The sequence below is a fragment of the Streptomyces gottesmaniae genome (genome assembly GCF_031845845.1).
In the GTDB taxonomy this organism is placed as follows: Bacteria; Actinomycetota; Actinomycetes; order Streptomycetales; family Streptomycetaceae; genus Streptomyces; species Streptomyces akebiae.
Genome location: NZ_JAVRFJ010000024.1, coordinates 48615 through 64177 on the forward strand (window position 1 = coordinate 48615; position 15563 = coordinate 64177).

14 protein-coding genes are annotated in these 15563 nt (G+C 70.5%); 8 read left to right on the top strand and 6 right to left on the bottom strand.

All coding sequences use genetic code 11. From position 1 onward, the window contains the following. The first annotated feature begins 43 nt into the window (after positions 1–43). Together RM704_RS25770 and RM704_RS25775 are read left to right on the top strand one after the other, a co-directional pair. Positions 44–1207, top strand: a complete 1164-nt coding sequence (locus RM704_RS25770; RefSeq protein WP_033529417.1) for a sensor histidine kinase — start codon at positions 44–46, stop codon at positions 1205–1207. A gap of 16 nt (positions 1208–1223) precedes the next feature. Beyond that, positions 1224–1895, top strand: a complete 672-nt coding sequence (locus RM704_RS25775) for a response regulator transcription factor (protein ID WP_033529418.1) — start codon at positions 1224–1226, stop codon at positions 1893–1895. 136 nt (positions 1896–2031) lie between these two features. Here RM704_RS25775 and RM704_RS25780 read toward each other — a convergent pair whose 3' ends face one another. Both RM704_RS25780 and RM704_RS25785 read right to left on the bottom strand, forming a co-directional pair. Further along, entirely contained in the window at positions 2032–2391 is a 360-nt protein-coding gene (locus tag RM704_RS25780; protein ID WP_033529419.1) for a DoxX family protein, read from the bottom strand. Between the two features lie 63 nt (positions 2392–2454). Next, on the bottom strand, positions 2455–2949 hold the full coding sequence (locus RM704_RS25785; protein ID WP_192829744.1) for a cupin domain-containing protein: 495 nt from the start codon (positions 2947–2949) through the stop codon (positions 2455–2457). 81 nt (positions 2950–3030) lie between these two features. Here RM704_RS25785 and RM704_RS25790 point away from each other — a divergent pair, with 81 nt between their 5' ends. Further along, positions 3031–3882, top strand: coding sequence for a LysR family transcriptional regulator (locus tag RM704_RS25790; RefSeq protein ID WP_311591279.1), 852 nt, complete (start codon positions 3031–3033; stop codon positions 3880–3882). A 354-nt stretch (positions 3883–4236) separates the two neighbouring features. Here the strand turns inward: RM704_RS25790 and hemE are convergent, their stop codons facing one another. Then, positions 4237–5304, bottom strand: coding sequence for a uroporphyrinogen decarboxylase (hemE, locus tag RM704_RS25795; protein WP_033529422.1), 1068 nt, complete (start codon positions 5302–5304; stop codon positions 4237–4239). A 186-nt stretch (positions 5305–5490) separates the two neighbouring features. On the opposite strand from hemE, the gene RM704_RS25800 reads away from it, so the two are divergent. The 3 genes from RM704_RS25800 (at position 5491) to RM704_RS25810 (ending at position 8618) form a co-directional block, all read left to right on the top strand. Next, positions 5491–6162 carry a DUF3000 domain-containing protein gene (locus RM704_RS25800; protein WP_078937266.1) on the top strand — a complete coding sequence of 224 codons (672 nt, stop codon included), beginning with the start codon at positions 5491–5493 and terminating at the stop codon, positions 6160–6162. Between the two features lie 318 nt (positions 6163–6480). Beyond that, entirely contained in the window at positions 6481–7140 is a 660-nt protein-coding gene (locus RM704_RS25805; RefSeq protein WP_033529424.1) for a helix-turn-helix transcriptional regulator, read from the top strand. Positions 7141–7316: 176 nt separating this feature from the next. Further along, positions 7317–8618, top strand: a complete 1302-nt coding sequence (locus tag RM704_RS25810) for a ribonuclease D (protein WP_192829745.1) — start codon at positions 7317–7319, stop codon at positions 8616–8618. 109 nt (positions 8619–8727) lie between these two features. Here the strand turns inward: RM704_RS25810 and RM704_RS25815 are convergent, their stop codons facing one another. From RM704_RS25815 to RM704_RS25825, 3 genes are read right to left on the bottom strand one after another with little or no spacing between them, the layout of a single operon-like run. Beyond that, entirely contained in the window at positions 8728–9585 is an 858-nt protein-coding gene (locus RM704_RS25815) for a carbohydrate ABC transporter permease (RefSeq protein WP_438828949.1), read from the bottom strand. After that, positions 9582–10553, bottom strand: coding sequence for a carbohydrate ABC transporter permease (locus tag RM704_RS25820; RefSeq protein ID WP_033529426.1), 972 nt, complete (start codon positions 10551–10553; stop codon positions 9582–9584). Before RM704_RS25820 ends, RM704_RS25815 begins: the two co-directional genes overlap by 4 nt. Then, entirely contained in the window at positions 10553–11869 is a 1317-nt protein-coding gene (locus RM704_RS25825; RefSeq protein ID WP_033529427.1) for an ABC transporter substrate-binding protein, read from the bottom strand. Before RM704_RS25825 ends, RM704_RS25820 begins: the two co-directional genes overlap by 1 nt. Positions 11870–12030: 161 nt before the next feature. Between RM704_RS25825 and RM704_RS25830 the strand changes: the two genes are divergently transcribed. Next, a complete protein-coding gene (locus tag RM704_RS25830; protein ID WP_033529428.1) occupies positions 12031–14427 on the top strand; it encodes a glycoside hydrolase family 2 protein in 2397 nt (798 codons plus the stop codon). Continuing rightward, positions 14424–15491, top strand: coding sequence for a LacI family DNA-binding transcriptional regulator (locus tag RM704_RS25835; protein WP_052146228.1), 1068 nt, complete (start codon positions 14424–14426; stop codon positions 15489–15491). The genes RM704_RS25830 and RM704_RS25835 overlap by 4 nt, the downstream gene beginning before the upstream one ends. Positions 15492–15563: the final 72 nt, after the last annotated feature.

Below are 15563 nucleotides of genomic sequence, written 5' to 3' on the forward strand. Positions count from 1 at the left end.
GGTCCACTTCCCCAGCCCACGGTCACGGCACTGCGGAGAAACCATGGTCACCCGCCTGCGACGTCGCATCGACCGCCATCCCCGCCTGGTCGAGGCGGCCTTCCTCCTACTGATCTACGCGGCCACCAGCAACCAGTACCGCCGGGCCGGCGACGACACCCTGTGGTGGCCGGGCTTCGCCCTCGCGGCAGTCACCTGTACGAGCCTGCCGGCGCGCCGCCGACACCCCGGCACCGTTGTCGTCCTCACCACCCTGGGCACCGCCGTCGCGGGCGCCCAGGGCAGCACCTTCGGACCGCTCCTGCTGCTTCCGGTCATCGTCGCCCTGTACGAACTGACTCTCCGAGCTTCTCAGCGATCCATCCGTCTCCACGGTCTCCTGGTCGCTGTCCTCCTCGTGCCCACCGCCCTGCGCTGGGATGCCGAGGACGAGCCCTGGGCGAACGAGGCGGTGAGTGTGGCCTTCTGGATCCTGCTGCCCATCCTGCATGGGTCGGCCGTGAGAGCGCGCCGCGCGTACCTGGACAGCGTCCGCACCCGCGCCGAGGACGCCGAACGCACCCGCCATGAGGAAGCACGACGCCGCGTCACCGAAGAACGCGTCCGTATCGCCCGGGAACTGCACGACGTCGTGGCCCACCACATGGCCCTGGCCAACGCCCAGGCCGGCACAGCCGCCCACCTGTTCCCCACTCATCCCGCGCAGACCGGCCGCATCCTCACCGAACTCACCGGCACGACCACGGCAGCGCTGCGCGAACTGGAGGCAACCGTGGGCCTGTTGCGCCAGCCGGAGACCGCCGAGGAATCGCTGAACCCCGCACCTGGACTTGACCGGCTTCCTGACCTGGTCGCCGCCTTCGCCGCCGCCGCACTGCACATCACGATCGCTGTCGAAGGCACCGTGAAGCCCCTGTCGGCCGGGGTGGACCTGACCGCCTTCCGCATCGTGCAGGAAGCGCTGACCAACGTTGCCAAACACGCCGCGGTGAACACGGCACAGGTCCACCTCGCCTACACGCAGGAACAGTTGACGATCACTGTGAGCAACGACAGCGGTCCGGTCGCGCCCCCGCGCACACCCGGCGGAGGCTTCGGTCTCATCGGCATGCGAGAGCGCGCTCAGTCCGCCGGGGGCCGCTTCCGTGCGGGGCACCGCCCGGAAGGCGGCTTCGCCATCACGGCCGAACTCCCCGTCACCGTCTGACCAGAGAGCGACCTCCATGACGATCCGCGTACTGATTGCCGACGACCAGGCCCTGCTGCGAGCGACCTTCCAGGTGCTGATCGACTCCTGTGACGACATGGAGGTCGTCGCCGAGGCCGGAGACGGGCGGCAGGCCATCACGCTCGCCGGCATCCACCGCCCGGACGTCGTTGTGATGGACATCCGCATGCCCGGCACCGACGGACTGGCTGCGACCGCCGCCATCTGCGACCGGCCCGAGCTGCAGGACACCCGCGTCCTCATCCTCACCACGTTCCAGACCGACGAGCACGTCGCCGAGGCCCTGCGCCTGGGTGCGAGCGGCTTCCTCGGCAAGAGCACCACTGCCGACGCCTTCCTCGACGGCATCCGCACGGTCGCTTCCGGTGACGCCTTGCTGTCACCCGTAGCCACCCGCTCACTGATCACCCGCTTTCTCGCCCTTCCCGTGCCCAACTCCGTCGGCCGCGACCTCGAGCGATTCAGCACCCTTACTCCGCGAGAGCGCGAGGTGCTGGCCGTGGTCGCGGAGGGCAGATCCAACGACGAGATCGCCGCCGCGCTGTTCCTCAGCCCCCTGACCGTCCGCACCCACGTCCAGCGGGTCAAAGCCAAGACGGGCGCCCGCGATCGTGCGCAGCTCGTCGCCTTCGCCTACCAGTCCGGCCTGGTGCGACCGCCGCGGTGACAGGCAAGGGGGCCGGTGCTCTTCACCGCCCCCCGGGACGCTGCCAAGTCGCCCGGGTCATCGCGGTGTCCGCCCCTGCTGAAGGAGTGGGGCGGCCGGCCCTCAGGCGCACCCACCGGTCGAGAACAGTGCTCGATCACAGCCCGGTGGCCAGCCAGATGGTCACGGCCGCGGTGGCGATGAGCCCGACGTTGAGGGTGATGCGGCGGTCTTCGCCGGTCAGGTGGACGGCGACCGCACCGAGCTGCAGGAGCAGGAAGCCGATGGCCGCGGCCGGTGCCAGCGAGGGAGCGATGCCGGTCAACGGCGGAAGGATCAGCCCGGTCGCCCCGAGTGCTTCGACCGTCCCCAGCGCCCGCACGGCGGGCAGCGGTATGCGGTCGACCCAGGCCATCATCGGTCGGAGTTGATCGCGGCTGCGGATCACCTTCACCGCGCCCGCGTAGAAGGAGAAGAGGGCGAGAGGTCCCGCGACGGTCCAATAGGCGATGTTCATGGTTCCCGTTCATGGGCGACAGGTTTTCGGGGAGCGGTCGATGCGTCCATTGCCGGAAGAGCTTCAGGTGAGGCCGGTGGCGGGCTCGGTCGCGTAGCGGCTCATCGCGCCGATGTTGGCCTGTGGCGTCAGCGGCCGGCCGTCGGCGAGCACGTCCTGGAGGTCTCGGAAGTACTGCACGTACAGGTCCGGGGTGAAGGTGCTGAGCATGACGGCGGGTTGGTCGGTCACGTTGGCGAAGGTGTGCGGGGTACCGGGCGGAACCATCACGAGCGTGCCCGCGGTGGCGTCGTGGTCGTCGTCCCCGACGGTGAACCGCACGGTGCCGGAGAGGATGTAGAAGCCCTCGTCGTGCCGGGCGTGACGGTGTTGCGGCGGTCCCTGGGTGTGCGGGGCGAGGACGGACTCGGCGATCGCGAGGCGGTGCCCTGTGTGGCTGCCGTCCTCCAGGACGCGCATGTGCGTGGTGCCCAGAATGATGGTCTCGCCGTCGCCGGGACCCACGACGGATACGGCGGGGTCGGCCTGCGGCTCGCTGGTCTTGGCTTCTTCGTTCATGCTCACGAGTCCACCGCCGGGGCCCTGCCGGTGTCCAAGACCCATCCCGCAGCGCCGATACCTCACGGGTATCGTTGCAGCGTGGAGCTACGGACCTTGCGCTATTTCGTGGCAGTCGCCGAGGAACTCCACTTCGGCCGGGCCGCCGTGCGACTGCACATGAGTCAGCCGCCGCTGAGCCGGGCGATCAAGCAGTTGGAGGCCGACGTCGGGGCCCTGCTGTTCGCCCGCTCGCCGGCCGGCGTCACGCTCACTCCGGTGGGCACGGTGCTGCTCGACGAGGCGCGAGCCCTACTCGACCATGCCGACCGCGTCCGTGCACGCGTGAGTGCGGCGGTCGGCGTCGCGACCATCACCGTCGGCATCCTGGGTGACGGCACCGACCCGGGAGTGACCAGGCTGGCCGCCGCCTACCGCCGACGCCACCCCGGCATCGACATCCGTATCCGCGACACCGATCTGGCCGACCCGACGTGTGGGCTGCGCGCCGGACTGGTCGACGTCGCCCTGACGCGAGCGCCGTTCGACGAAACGGCCCTGACGGTACGTGTGTTGCGGTCCGATCCGGTCGGCGTGGTCCTGCGCACCGATGACCCGCTGGCGCGCCGTGGCCGGTTGCGGCTGGTCGACCTGAGCGACCGCCGCTGGTTTCAGTTCCCGCGGGGAACCGACCCCGTCTGGCAGTCGTACTGGAACGGCGGCAGGCCGCGCGAGGGTCCGGTGGTGCGTGCTGTCCAGGAATGCCAGCAGGCCGTGCTGTGGAACGGCACGGTCGGCCTGGCCCCGCTCGGACACGACCTGCCTGCGGAGTTGGCTGTGGTGCCGCTGATCGACATGGCGCCGAGCCGAGTGGTGGCGGTGTGGAACGAAGGTGACAACAACCCGTTGATCCGATCCTTCGTCGAGATCGCGACAGCCGCGTACCGCCACTGAGCACCGGCGCACCGTGCTGCGAGTGGTTGCGGTATCTGTCGTACTTCGTGGCGCCACCGGTCGGCGTCGGCGCTGTCCACCCAGCCGGTCGCCATCCTGATCCGTCCCGGAGAACCCGGTCCGGTGGCCAGTCTCGCCGCCGCGTGAAGCGAGGCCGGCAGTTCGGGCAGCGGTTCCCGGGGGCCGTCCTCGGGGTCTATCACGACGGGAGCCAAGTCCGCGGCGAGGTCACTGACATCGGTTACGGAGCGCGGAGGACCCGCTCGCCGTGCAGTGCGCAGCCGGCGCGTCCGAACCCTGGCCCTCGAGTGCTGTTCCGCAGACGGGCGCGGCCCGGCTGGTGACCCGGGAGCGCTACCGGGCGGTCTGGGTGTGGACGTACTCCACGAGGCGCGTCAGCGAGTCCGGGTCGGTGCTGGGCATGACGCCGTGGCCCAGGTTGAAGACGTGGCCCTCAAGACCGGCGGCGGTGTCGAGGACCTCGCGGGTCTTGGTCTCGACGGCCTCCGTGCCGGCGAACAGGACGGTCGGGTCGAGGTTGCCCTGGAGCGCCTTGCCGGGGCCGACGCGGCGGGCGGCCTCGTCGAGCGGGACGCGCCAGTCGACGCCGACGACGTCCGCCCCGGCCTCGCCCATGAGGCCCAGCAGCTCACCGGTGCCGACGCCGAAGTGGATGCGGGGGACGCCGTAGGACTCGACGGCCCGGAAGACCTTCGCGGAGGCGGGCAGCACCGAGCGGCGGTAGTCCGCCGGGGCCAGCGCGCCGGCCCAGGAGTCGAAGAGCTGCACGGCGGAGGCGCCCGCCTCGATCTGGACCTTCAGGAACGCGGAGGTGATCCCGGCGAGGCGGTCGAGCAGGTCGGCCCAGAGCTCGGGGTCGCCGTACATCATCGCCTTGGCGTTCTCGTACGTGCGGGACGGGCCGCCCTCGACGAGGTAGCTGGCGAGGGTGAAGGGGGCACCGGCGAAACCGATGAGGGGGGTCTCGCCGAGTTCGGCGGTGAGCAGCCCGATGGCCTCGGTGACGTAGGAGACGTCCTCGGGGGTCAGGTCGCGCAGCTGGGCGAGGTCGGCGCGGCTGCGGATCGGCTTCTCGACGACGGGGCCGACGCCGGGCTTGATGTCGAGGTCGATGCCGATGGCCTTGAGCGGGACGACGATGTCGCTGAAGTAGATCGCCGCGTCCACCCGGTGCCGGCGGACCGGTTGGAGGGTGATCTCCGTGACCAGCTCGGGCCGCATGCACGACTCCAGCATCCCGATGCCCTCGCGCACCTTCAGGTACTCGGGGAGGGAACGCCCGGCCTGCCGCATGAACCACACCGGTGTGTGCGGCACGGGCTCGCGCCTGCACGCCTTCAGGAAGGCGGAGTTGTACGTGGCGGTCGGCTGGTGGCCCGAGGGGCTGGCGTTGGCACTCACGAGGCAAAGTCTCGCACGCCCGCTTGACAGTGATGGCCCGGGCCGTCGCCGAGCGGGGCCCGCGCTTCGGCGGTCGGCGCCCGCGCGCGTCGGCGGGGCCCGCGTTCGCTCAGCGCGATGCGACCGTGACCCAGCGCACGGGTGTCTTGCCCTGCGCCGGGGCCCCGTTCCCCTTAATGTTCCGGCATGGCTGCGGCTCAGGGACGACTGTCGGACGGCGCTGGCGGGATGGACGACGCGAAGGAGGGGGAGGGCGATGCGAGGGAGACGGCACCGCTGCCGTTCCGCTCCGCCGTCGAAGCGCTGAGGTCCACACGGCTGCGGCCGGAGATCGAGATCGAGTCGACCAAGCCGCCCCAGCGGCTCGCCCCGTACGCGTACGCCCTGGAGGCCGCGGTCGTCGAGGGCGACGAGGATCTGGCCGACGGCCGGCTGGTGCTGCTGCACGACCCGGCGGGACACGACGCCTGGCAGGGCACGTTCCGGCTGGTGACCCTGGTCCGGGCGGAGCTGGAGCCCGAGATGGCGGCCGATCCGCTGCTGCCGGAGGTGTGCTGGTCGTGGCTGACCGGCGCGCTGCAGTCCCGGGGGCTGTCGTACGGGGAGCCGAGCGGGACGGTGACGCGGGCCAGTTCCCACTACTACGGCGGGCTGGCGGCGCGGCCGGCCGCGTCGCAGATCGAGATCCGGGCCTCGTGGACCCCGCGCGAGGTCCTGGGCGGGGTTCCCGACACCGCCGCGCATCTCGCGGCGTGGTGCGACCTGCTCGCCCAGATCGCGGGCCTGCCTCCGGCGGTCGACCCCGGGGACGCGGCGGTGGTGTCGTTGCCGCAGCGGCGGGGGCCGCAGTCCCGCTGAACCCTTCTCGTCCCCAGGACCGTGCTCCGCGGAGCACGGTCCTTTTTCGTGCGCGAGCTACCACGCCGACCAAAACCGTCACTTTGTCGATACGGCCACTTTCGGCCTCGTATCGACATGAAGTGACACCGTTCGATCTTCGAATGATCGAAGATTTGTCCGAATTGAACGTATTGTTACTCACCAAATCGTGATCATTCTCTAAAGGAGCAGAGGTTTGGTGCCGAAGACCTCTGTGACCTTGAAAGCACGGTTCGTCCCGGCTTCGACCCCACGAGCCCAGCGAATCGCCCCCCGTCCCGCACCCCAGGAGGCCTGGTGTCCGTTCTCCTCGAGCAGCCCGCAAGCCTGGTCGCCTACCGTCCGAACAAGCCGACCGCGATGGTGGTGGTGGCGGATCCCCGGGTCCGGTCCACCGTGACCCGCCACCTGTGGGCCCTCGGGGTCCGCGACGTGATCGAGGCCTCGTCCATCGCCGAGGCCCGTCCCCGCGTCGGCAACCCCCGTGACATCTGCGTCGCAGACGTCCACCTGCCGGACGGTTCCGGCCTGACCCTCCTCTCCGAGACCCGCGCGGCGGGGTGGCCCAACGGCCTCGCCCTCTCCGCCGCCGACGACATCGGCGCCGTACGCAACGCCCTCGCGGGCGGTGTGAAGGGATACGTCGTCACCGGCACCCGTACCAACATCGGACTGCCCACCCGCCCGGGCGCCGCCCCCATCGGCTCCGCCGCCCGTATGCACCGCCGCCCCCCGGGCGCCCCGAGCCACCCGGGCGGCTACCGGGAGCTCTCGGGTCGCGAGGTCGAGGTGCTGCGTCTGGTCGCGGAGGGGCAGTCGAACAAGGCGATCGGCGTCTCCATGGGCCTGTCCGCGCTCACGGTCAAGAGCCACTTGGCCCGAATCGCACGCAAGCTCGGCACCGGCGACCGCGCCGGGATGGTGGCGGTGGCCCTGCGCACCGGGATCATCCACTGACGCGGAGGGCTTCGAAGCAGCAAGAGGCCGGGATTATCCCTACACGACCGGCCTCTCCCGGTTCGCCGGGAACATTCACTGACACGTGTGACACGTGACTGGTTTACGACCCCGCAAGGCCCGTCAGCGGAACGTTCCGTCGGCGGGCCTTGTCCATACACGGATACCCTTGACAGGTGACCGACGCCCAAGAGACCGCAGCAGACAGGACCCTGCGAACCACCGGAGGCGCCCCTCCGGACGACGGCGGATCCTCTGAAGCGGGGGCGCCGATCCCTTTGCTGGAGCCGAGGGACGGAATTCCGGCCGTGATCGCCGACGAGTCCTCGCTCGCCGCGGTGATCGCCGACTTCGCCGCCGGCTCCGGCCCCGTCGCCGTGGATGCCGAACGCGCGTCCGGTTACCGCTACGGTCAGCGGGCCTATCTGGTGCAGCTGCGCCGCGAGGGCGCGGGCACCGCGCTCATCGATCCCGTCGCCTGCCCCGACCTCTCCGGCCTCGGCGAGGCCCTCTCCGGCGTGGAGTGGGTGCTGCACGCGGCCACCCAGGACCTGCCCTGTCTGCGCGAGATAGACATGGTGCCGACGCGGATCTTCGACACCGAGCTGGCCGGGCGGCTCGCCGGGTTCCCCCGGGTCGGCCTCGGCGCGATGGTCGAGGGCGTCCTCGGCTACGTCCTGGAGAAGGGCCACTCCGCGGTCGACTGGTCCACCCGCCCGCTGCCCGAGCCGTGGCTGCGCTACGCCGCGCTGGACGTGGAACTCCTCGTGGACCTGCGGGACGCCCTGGAGAAGGAGCTGGACCGGCAGGGGAAGCTGGAGTGGGCGCGGCAGGAGTTCGACGCGATCGCGTCCGCGCCGCCCGCCGAACCGCGCAAGGACCCGTGGCGGCGGACGTCCGGGATGCACAAGGTGCGGCGGCGCCGGCAGATGGCGGTCGTCCGCGAGATGTGGGAGGCGCGGGACCGCATCGCCCAACGGCGGGACGTGTCGCCGGGGAAGGTACTGAGCGACGCGGCGATCGTGGAGGCGGCCCTGGCCCTGCCGGTCAACGCGCACGCGCTGGCCGCGCTGACCGGGTTCGGGCATCGGATGGGACGGCGGCAGCTGGAGCAGTGGCAGGCCGCGGTGGACCGGGCCAGGGCCCTGCCGGACTCCGCGCTGCCGGCGCACGGGCAGCCGGTGACGGGCCCGCCGCCGCCGAAGGCGTGGGCCGACAAGGATCCGGCGGCGGCGGCGCGGCTGTCCGCGGCGCGGGCCGGGGTGTCCGCGCTGGCGGAGCAGCTCACCATGCCGCAGGAGAATCTGATCACTCCGGACACCGTTCGGCGGTTGTGCTGGGAGCCGCCGGTCACGGCCGACGCCGAGTCGATCTCCGCGGCGCTGGCCGGGTACGGGGCGCGGGCCTGGCAGGTGGAGCTGGTCACGCCGGTTCTGGTGGGGGCGCTGTCCGCCGCGGCGAAGGTGAAGAAGGCGTAGGCGGCGCAGGGGCCCTCTGTGCGTGGGCTGGTGCGGGTCGCGTGTGGTCGCTCGCACAGTTCCCCGCGCCCCTCGAGAGCCTGCCGCACCCCTCGGGCAGCCGTGATCCCTACTTCGTCGCCCCCCTCGTGAAGCCGTTGTAGATGAACCTCTGGAGCAGCAGGAAGGCGATCAGGGTCGGCAGGATCACCAGGACCGCTCCTGCCGAGATCGTCTCCCAGTGGGCTCCGAAGGGGCCCTTGAAGCGGAAGAGGGACGTGGAGATGACGCCGCGGTCGTCGGAGGGCAGGTAGAGGAAGGGGATGTAGAAGTCGTTGTAGACCGTGATCCCCTTGACGATGACGACCGTGGCGATCGCCGGTTTGAGCAGCGGGAAGATGATCTTCCGGTAGATGGTGAAGGCGTTGGCGCCGTCCAGGCGGGCGGCCTCGTCGAGGGAGACCGGGATCGACCGCACGAACTGCAGGAAGATGTAGATCGAGACGATGTCGGTGCCCATGTAGAGGGCGATCGGCGCCCAGAGGGTGTCGAACATGCCGAAGCTGTCGACGATCTGAAAGGTCGCGACCTGGGTGGTGACGCCGGGGACGAGGGTCGCGACGAGGAACAGGGCGAGGACCGGTTTCCGGAAGCGGAACGTGAAGCGGTCGATCGCGTAGGCCGCCATCGAGCCGATGAGGACCGTTCCGGTGATGGCGAAGAGAAGGATGAAGGCCGTGTTGCCGAAGGCGGCGAGCATCTCGCCGTCGCGGAAGGCCGTGGCGTAGTTCTCCAGGTTCAGGAAGTTGTCCGGCAGGGTGAGGGCGCCGCTGTCGTCCGCCATCTCGCGTTCGGTCTTGAGCGAGGTCAGCAGGACCACGGCTAGGGGCAGCAGGACCACGACCGACGCGCCCACCAGGGAGAGGTAGGTGAGCGTACGGGCGACTCGCCCGCGGGTCACCGGGGTTGGGGTCGTGAGCGTCGTCATACGAGGTCAACCCTGTCGTCGGGGACCAGTCGGCGTTGCAGCCACGTCACCGCCAGGATGATCAGCAGCAGGACGACCGCGGCGGCGGACGCGAGGCCCGTCTTGTTGAACTGGAAGGCGAGCTTGACGGTCTGGATCACGAAGGTCTCGGTGCCGGTGGCGCCGCCCGTCATGATGTACGGGATCTCGAAGACCGAGAGCGAGCCGGAGATCGAGAGGATCACGCTCAGGCTCAGCACCGGTCGGATGGCGGGCGCGATGATGTACCGGAACTGGTGCCAGCGGTTCGCTCCGTCGAGTTCGGCGGCCTCGTACAACTCCCCCGGGATCGACTGGATCGCGCCGAGGAAGAGCACGAAGTTCAGGCCCATGTAGCGCCACACCGAGACGCCGGCGAGAGAGACGTTCGCGGAGGTCTCCGTGCCGAGCCAGGCGCGGTCCGACTCGTGGCCGAACAGGGCGAGGACCGAGTCGAGGGTGCCGCCGTCCTGGAAGAAGTAGAGGAAGACGAAGCCGATCGCGACGCCGTTGATCAGGTACGGGAAGAAGAGGATGCCCTTGAAGACGTTCCGGAAGCGGATGTTGAAGCTGAGGACCGTCGCGAAGTAGAGGGCGGCCACGATCTGCACGGCGGACGCGGCCAGGTAGTAGGCGCTGACGAAGAAGACCCGGAACAGTTCGGGCCGGGTGAAGATCTCGACGTAGTTGTCGGTGCCGGTGTAGGTCAGCTCGGGGCTGACGCCGTCCCAGTCGGTGAAGCTGTACGCCAGCATGTTGGCGACCGGCACGTAGGTGAAGGTGATCAGCAGGGCCAGCGGGACGGCCAGGAAGAGCCAGGGGGTGAGCCCGCGCCACAGGCGCACCCCGCGAGGGGCGCGCCGGGGCGTGGGGGGCCGGGGCGCGGCCGTCGAGGGCCGCGCCGCCTTCTCCGTCGCGTGCGAGGGGGGTGTCGTACGCGCCTGGGGCATCAGGACCCCACGGTCTTCGCTGCCTCGGTCCAGCGCTTGCCGAGGTCGTCGAGGAAGTCGTCGACGTCGCCGTCCTTGGCGCCCCGGGCGATGTCGACCAGTTCCTGGCGGTAGGCCGGCGCGTTGATGCCGACCTCCGAGGCGTTGTCGATCTCCTTGACCGTCCCGCCCTTGGCGTCGTCGAGCTCGATGAGCTCGACGCCCTGCTCCTCGTACGGCTTCAGGACCTCGGGCAGAGGGGCGTCCTTGAGCGTGGAGATCGAGAGGTTGTCCTGCGCGTAGCCCGACTTGTCGGTGAACCAGTCGATCCAGGCGCGGGCCGCCTCCTTGTGCTGGGAGTGGATGCTGACGGCCTGGTTGTAGTCGGGGTTGACGGTCGCGCAGGCCTTGCCGTCGACCCGGGCGGGGAACGGCATGAACCCGATGTCGTCGGGGTCGGCCCCGGCCTTCTCGGCGGCCTGCCGGAACTGGATGACCGCCCAGCTGCCGAGCCAGGCCGTCGCGATCTCGCCCTTGGCCAACTGGGGTTTGGAGTTCTCCCAGTTGGTGGTCGTCGGGTCCTTCTCGATCAGGCCTTGGTGCACGATGTCGTACAACAGCTGGTCGGCGACGCGCAGTTCGCCGTCCTCGCCCCACGGGTTGCCCTCGGCGAGCCTGGTGGTGGCCTCGGTGTCGCAGCTCACCGAGCCGTTCACGGCGGTCCACTGGCTGAGCGGCCACTGGGCCGCGAAGTTGGTGTAGTACGGGACGGCGTCGGTCTTCGACTTGATGGCCTTCAGCGCGGTGAGGAACTCCGCCGGGGTGGTGGGCCAGTCGGTGACGCCGGCCTCGGCCCAGATCCGCTTGTTGTAGAGGAAGCCGGGGGCGGCGCCCATCGGACTCTGGCCGTAGACCTTGCCGTCGACGGCGGTGAAGTCGGTGAAGCGGTACTTCTCGCTCAGTTCCTTCTGACTGCCGAGCGAGGCGAAGAACTTGGGGTAGTCGTTCTTCTTGATGACGGCCGGGATCATGAGCACGTCGCCGTAGTTGTCCGTGTTCATCCGGATCTTGACTTCGGCCTCGTAGTCGGTGATCGCGTCGAACTTCACCTTCACCTTCGGATAGGTCTTGTTGAAGTCGTCGGCGTACTTCTTCATCGTGCCGTCCTGCACGATGTCCGTCCGGTGGGTGAGGACCGTGATGGAGCCGGACACCTGTGCCGGGTCGTCGGCCGCCTCGGCGTCGGCGCCCTTCGAGCTTCCTCCGCCGCCGGTGCAGCCCGACGCGAGCAGCGCGGCCGCCAGCAGTGTTCCGGTGAGCGTCTTCCGGTGGTTCATGTGCACCAGCTCCGTTCGGGACGGACGAGCACGAGTGGGATGGCTGGTTCGGCACTCTGGCAGCCTGTCACTGAACCGGTAAAGTCCCTATTTCGCCAAGGATGCCGAAAGATTTCGCGATCGTGTCGAGGCATTTGACTGGACCGGTTTAGGGAGTGCGCATGCTGGACGCCACACCGCTCACCGAGGGCTGGATCCTCCGGCACGAGCGGGGACCGCTCGCCGCCGTGGTGCCCGGGTGCGTGCACACCGATCTGCTGGCCGCGGGGCTGATCCCGGATCCCTTCCTCGGACGCGCCGAGGACGAGGTGGCGTGGGTGGGCCGCCGGGAGTGGACGTACGAGATCGAGTTGCCCGGGGTCGGCGCGGCCGGCGGTCACGACCAGACCGACCTGGTCTTCGACGGGCTCGACACCGCCGCCGAGATCCGGCTCGACGGGCGGCTCCTCGGCTCGGTACGGAACATGCACCGCTCCTACCGCTTCGACATCACCGGCACGAGCGGTCTGCTCTCGGTGCGCTTCGTCTCCGCGTACGCCGAGGCCGAGGCGGTGCGCGGACGGCTCGGCGACCGGCCGAACGCCTATCCGCAACCGTTCCAGTTCATCCGGAAGATGGCCTGCTCCTTCGGCTGGGACTGGGGGCCGACCCTCGTGACGGCCGGCATCTGGCGGCCCGTCCGGCTGGAGAGGTGGTCCACGGCCCGGATCGCCCGCGTACGGCCGCTGGTGACCGTCGACGGCACGACGGGGCGGGTGGAACTGCTCGTCGACGTGGAGCGGGCGGCCGTGGAGGCGGGGCTGCGGCTGGAGGCCCGGGTGGGAGGGGTCACCGCGGCCGCGGAGATCGAGGGGACGAGCGGCGTCGTACGGCTTGAGGTGCCGGGCGTGGAGCTGTGGTGGCCCCGGGGCTACGGTGAACAGCCGCTGTACGAGGTGGAGTTGACCCTGTACGGCGAGGCTGACGCGCTCGATGTGTGGCGGCGGCGGGTCGGGTTCCGAACCGTGGAACTGGACCGGGGCGCCGATGAGCACGGGACCGGGTTCACGCTCGTCGTCAACGGGGAGCGGCTGTTCGCGCGCGGGGTGAACTGGATCCCGGACGACGTGTTCCCCTCCCGCGTCACGCGCGAGCGGTACCGGGAGCGGCTGCGGCAGGCGGCCGGGGCCGGTGTCGATCTCGTACGGATCTGGGGCGGCGGGATCTACGAGAGCGAGGACTTCTACGACGTCTGCGACGAGTCGGGGCTGCTGGTCTGGCAGGACTTCCCGTTCGCGTGCGCGGCCTACCCGGAGGAGCAGCCGCTGCGGGGCGAGGTGGAGGCCGAGGCGCGGGAGAACGTCGTACGGCTGATGCCGCACCCGTCGCTGGTGCTGTGGAACGGCAACAACGAGAACCTGTGGGGGTTCAGGGACTGGGGCTGGGAGGAGCGGCTGGCCGGGGAGTCGTGGGGCGAGGGGTACTACCTGGGGCTGCTGCCGCGCGTGGTCGCGGAGCTGGACCCGACCCGGCCCTACACGGCGGGCAGTCCGTGGTCGGGTTCGTGGGACCGGCATCCGAACGACCCCGCGCACGGCACGCATCACTCCTGGGAGGTGTGGAACCGGCGGGACTACGCGGAGTACCGGGCGAACGTGCCGCGGTTCGTCGCCGAGTTCGGGTGGCAGGCGCCGCCCGCGTACGCGACCCTGCGGCGGGCGCTGCCCGGTGAGGAGCTCGCGTCCGACTCCCCCGGCATGCTGCACCACCAGAAGGCCGAGGACGGGAACGGGAAGCTGGAGCGGGGGCTCGCGCGTCATTTCGTGGTGCCGGAGGGGGACTTCGACCGCTGGCACTATCTGACGCAGGTCAACCAGGCGCGCGCGATCGCGGCCGGGATCGAGCACTGGCGGTCCCACTGGCCGGTGTGCGCGGGCACGGTCGTGTGGCAGCTCAACGACTGCTGGCCGGTGACCTCTTGGGCGGCGGTCGACGGGGACGGGCGGGAGAAGCCGCTGTACCACGAGCTGCGCCGGCTGTACGCGGACCGGCTGCTGACTCTTCAAGTGCGCGGGGAGGGACTGGTGTTGGCTGTCGTGAACCAGGCGGGCGACCGATGGGTCCCGGGTGGACTGCGGTTGCGGCGGATGTCCGTGGAGGGGGCCGTCGTCGCAGAGGTGGCGGTGGAGGTGTCCGCCGCCCCGCGTACGGTGGCCGAGGTGCGGGTGCCGCGTGAGGTGGAGCCCGTGGGAGCGAAGGAGTTCCTGGTGGCGGACGGGCATGACGGTCAGGGGCCGCTGCGGGCGGTGCACTTCCCGCTGCCGGATCGTGAAGTGCCTTATCCGAAACCGGAGTTCGATGTCGAGGTCGGTCCGGGCGCGGTGACCGTGAAGGCCCGGACGCTGCTGCGGGACCTGCTGCTCCAGGCGGACCGGCTGGGGCCGGCGGCGCGTGCCGACACCGGGCTGGTCACCCTGTTGCCGGGTGAGCGGGTGACCATCGGGGTGCGTGGGCTGGAGGCCGTGCCGGACGTGGCGGACGTGCGACGGGCCCTGTACTGCGTGGAGCCCGCCCGATGAGCACCTCGCCGACTCCGCCACCGCCCCCGCCGCCCGGTCCGCCCCCGGCCCCGCGCGTGACCATCAAGGACGTCGCCGCGCTCGCCGGGGTGTCCAAGGGCGCGGTGTCGCTCGCCTTCAACCGGAAGCCGGGGCTGGCCGACGCCACGCGGGACCGGATCTTCGCGGCGGCGCGGGAGCTCGGGTGGGCGCCGAACCTGGCGGCGCGGTCGCTGTCGAGCCGGCGGGTCGACGTGGTGGGGCTGGCGATCTGCCGGCCCGCCAAGCAGCTCGGGCTCGAACCGTTCTACATGGAGTTCATCTCCGGCGTGGAGAGCGTGCTGACCGAGCGGTCCTGTTCCCTGCTGCTGCGGCTGGTGCGGAATCTGGAGGAGGAGGTGGGGCTCCAGGACGCGTGGTGGCGGGGGCGGCAGGTCAGTGGGTCGATCCTCGTCGACTTCCGCGCGGACGATCCGAGGGTGGCCGCGGTGCGGCGGCTGGGGGTGCCGGTGGTGGCCGTCGGGCATCCGTCGCTGACCGGCGGGCTCACGTCCGTGTGGACGGACGACGCGACCGCCGTGACGGAGGCGGTGCGGTATCTGGCGGCGCTGGGGCATCGGCGGATCGCCCGGGTGGGGGGCGCGGCCGCGCTGGGGCACACGGCCATTCGTACGGCGGCGTTCGATCAGGCGGCGCGGGAGCTGCGGCTGGCCGGTGCCTGGCAGGTGGCGACCGATTTCTCGGGGGAGGCGGGGGCGCGGGCGACGCGGTCGCTGCTGACCGGGGCGGGGGACGACCGGCCCACGGCGATCGTCTACGACAACGACATCATGGCGGTGGCGGGGTTGTCGGTGGCGGCGGAGATGGGCGTGCGGGTGCCGGAGGAGGTGTCCCTGCTCGCCTGGGACGACTCCCAGTTGTGCCGGCTGACGCGGCCGACCCTGTCGGCGATGAGTCATGACGTGCACGGGTTCGGGGCGGATGTGGCGCGGACGTTGTTCGAGGTGATCGCCGGGAGCGGGGCTTCCCGTCCGGCGGCCACGCCGGTGCTGGTTCCGAGAGGGTCGACCGCGACCGCCCCTTGACCGCCGTACGGGACAGGGGGTGTGTCGGGGCTGGTCGCGCGGTTCCTCGTGCCTTTCGGGCGACTTTATGTA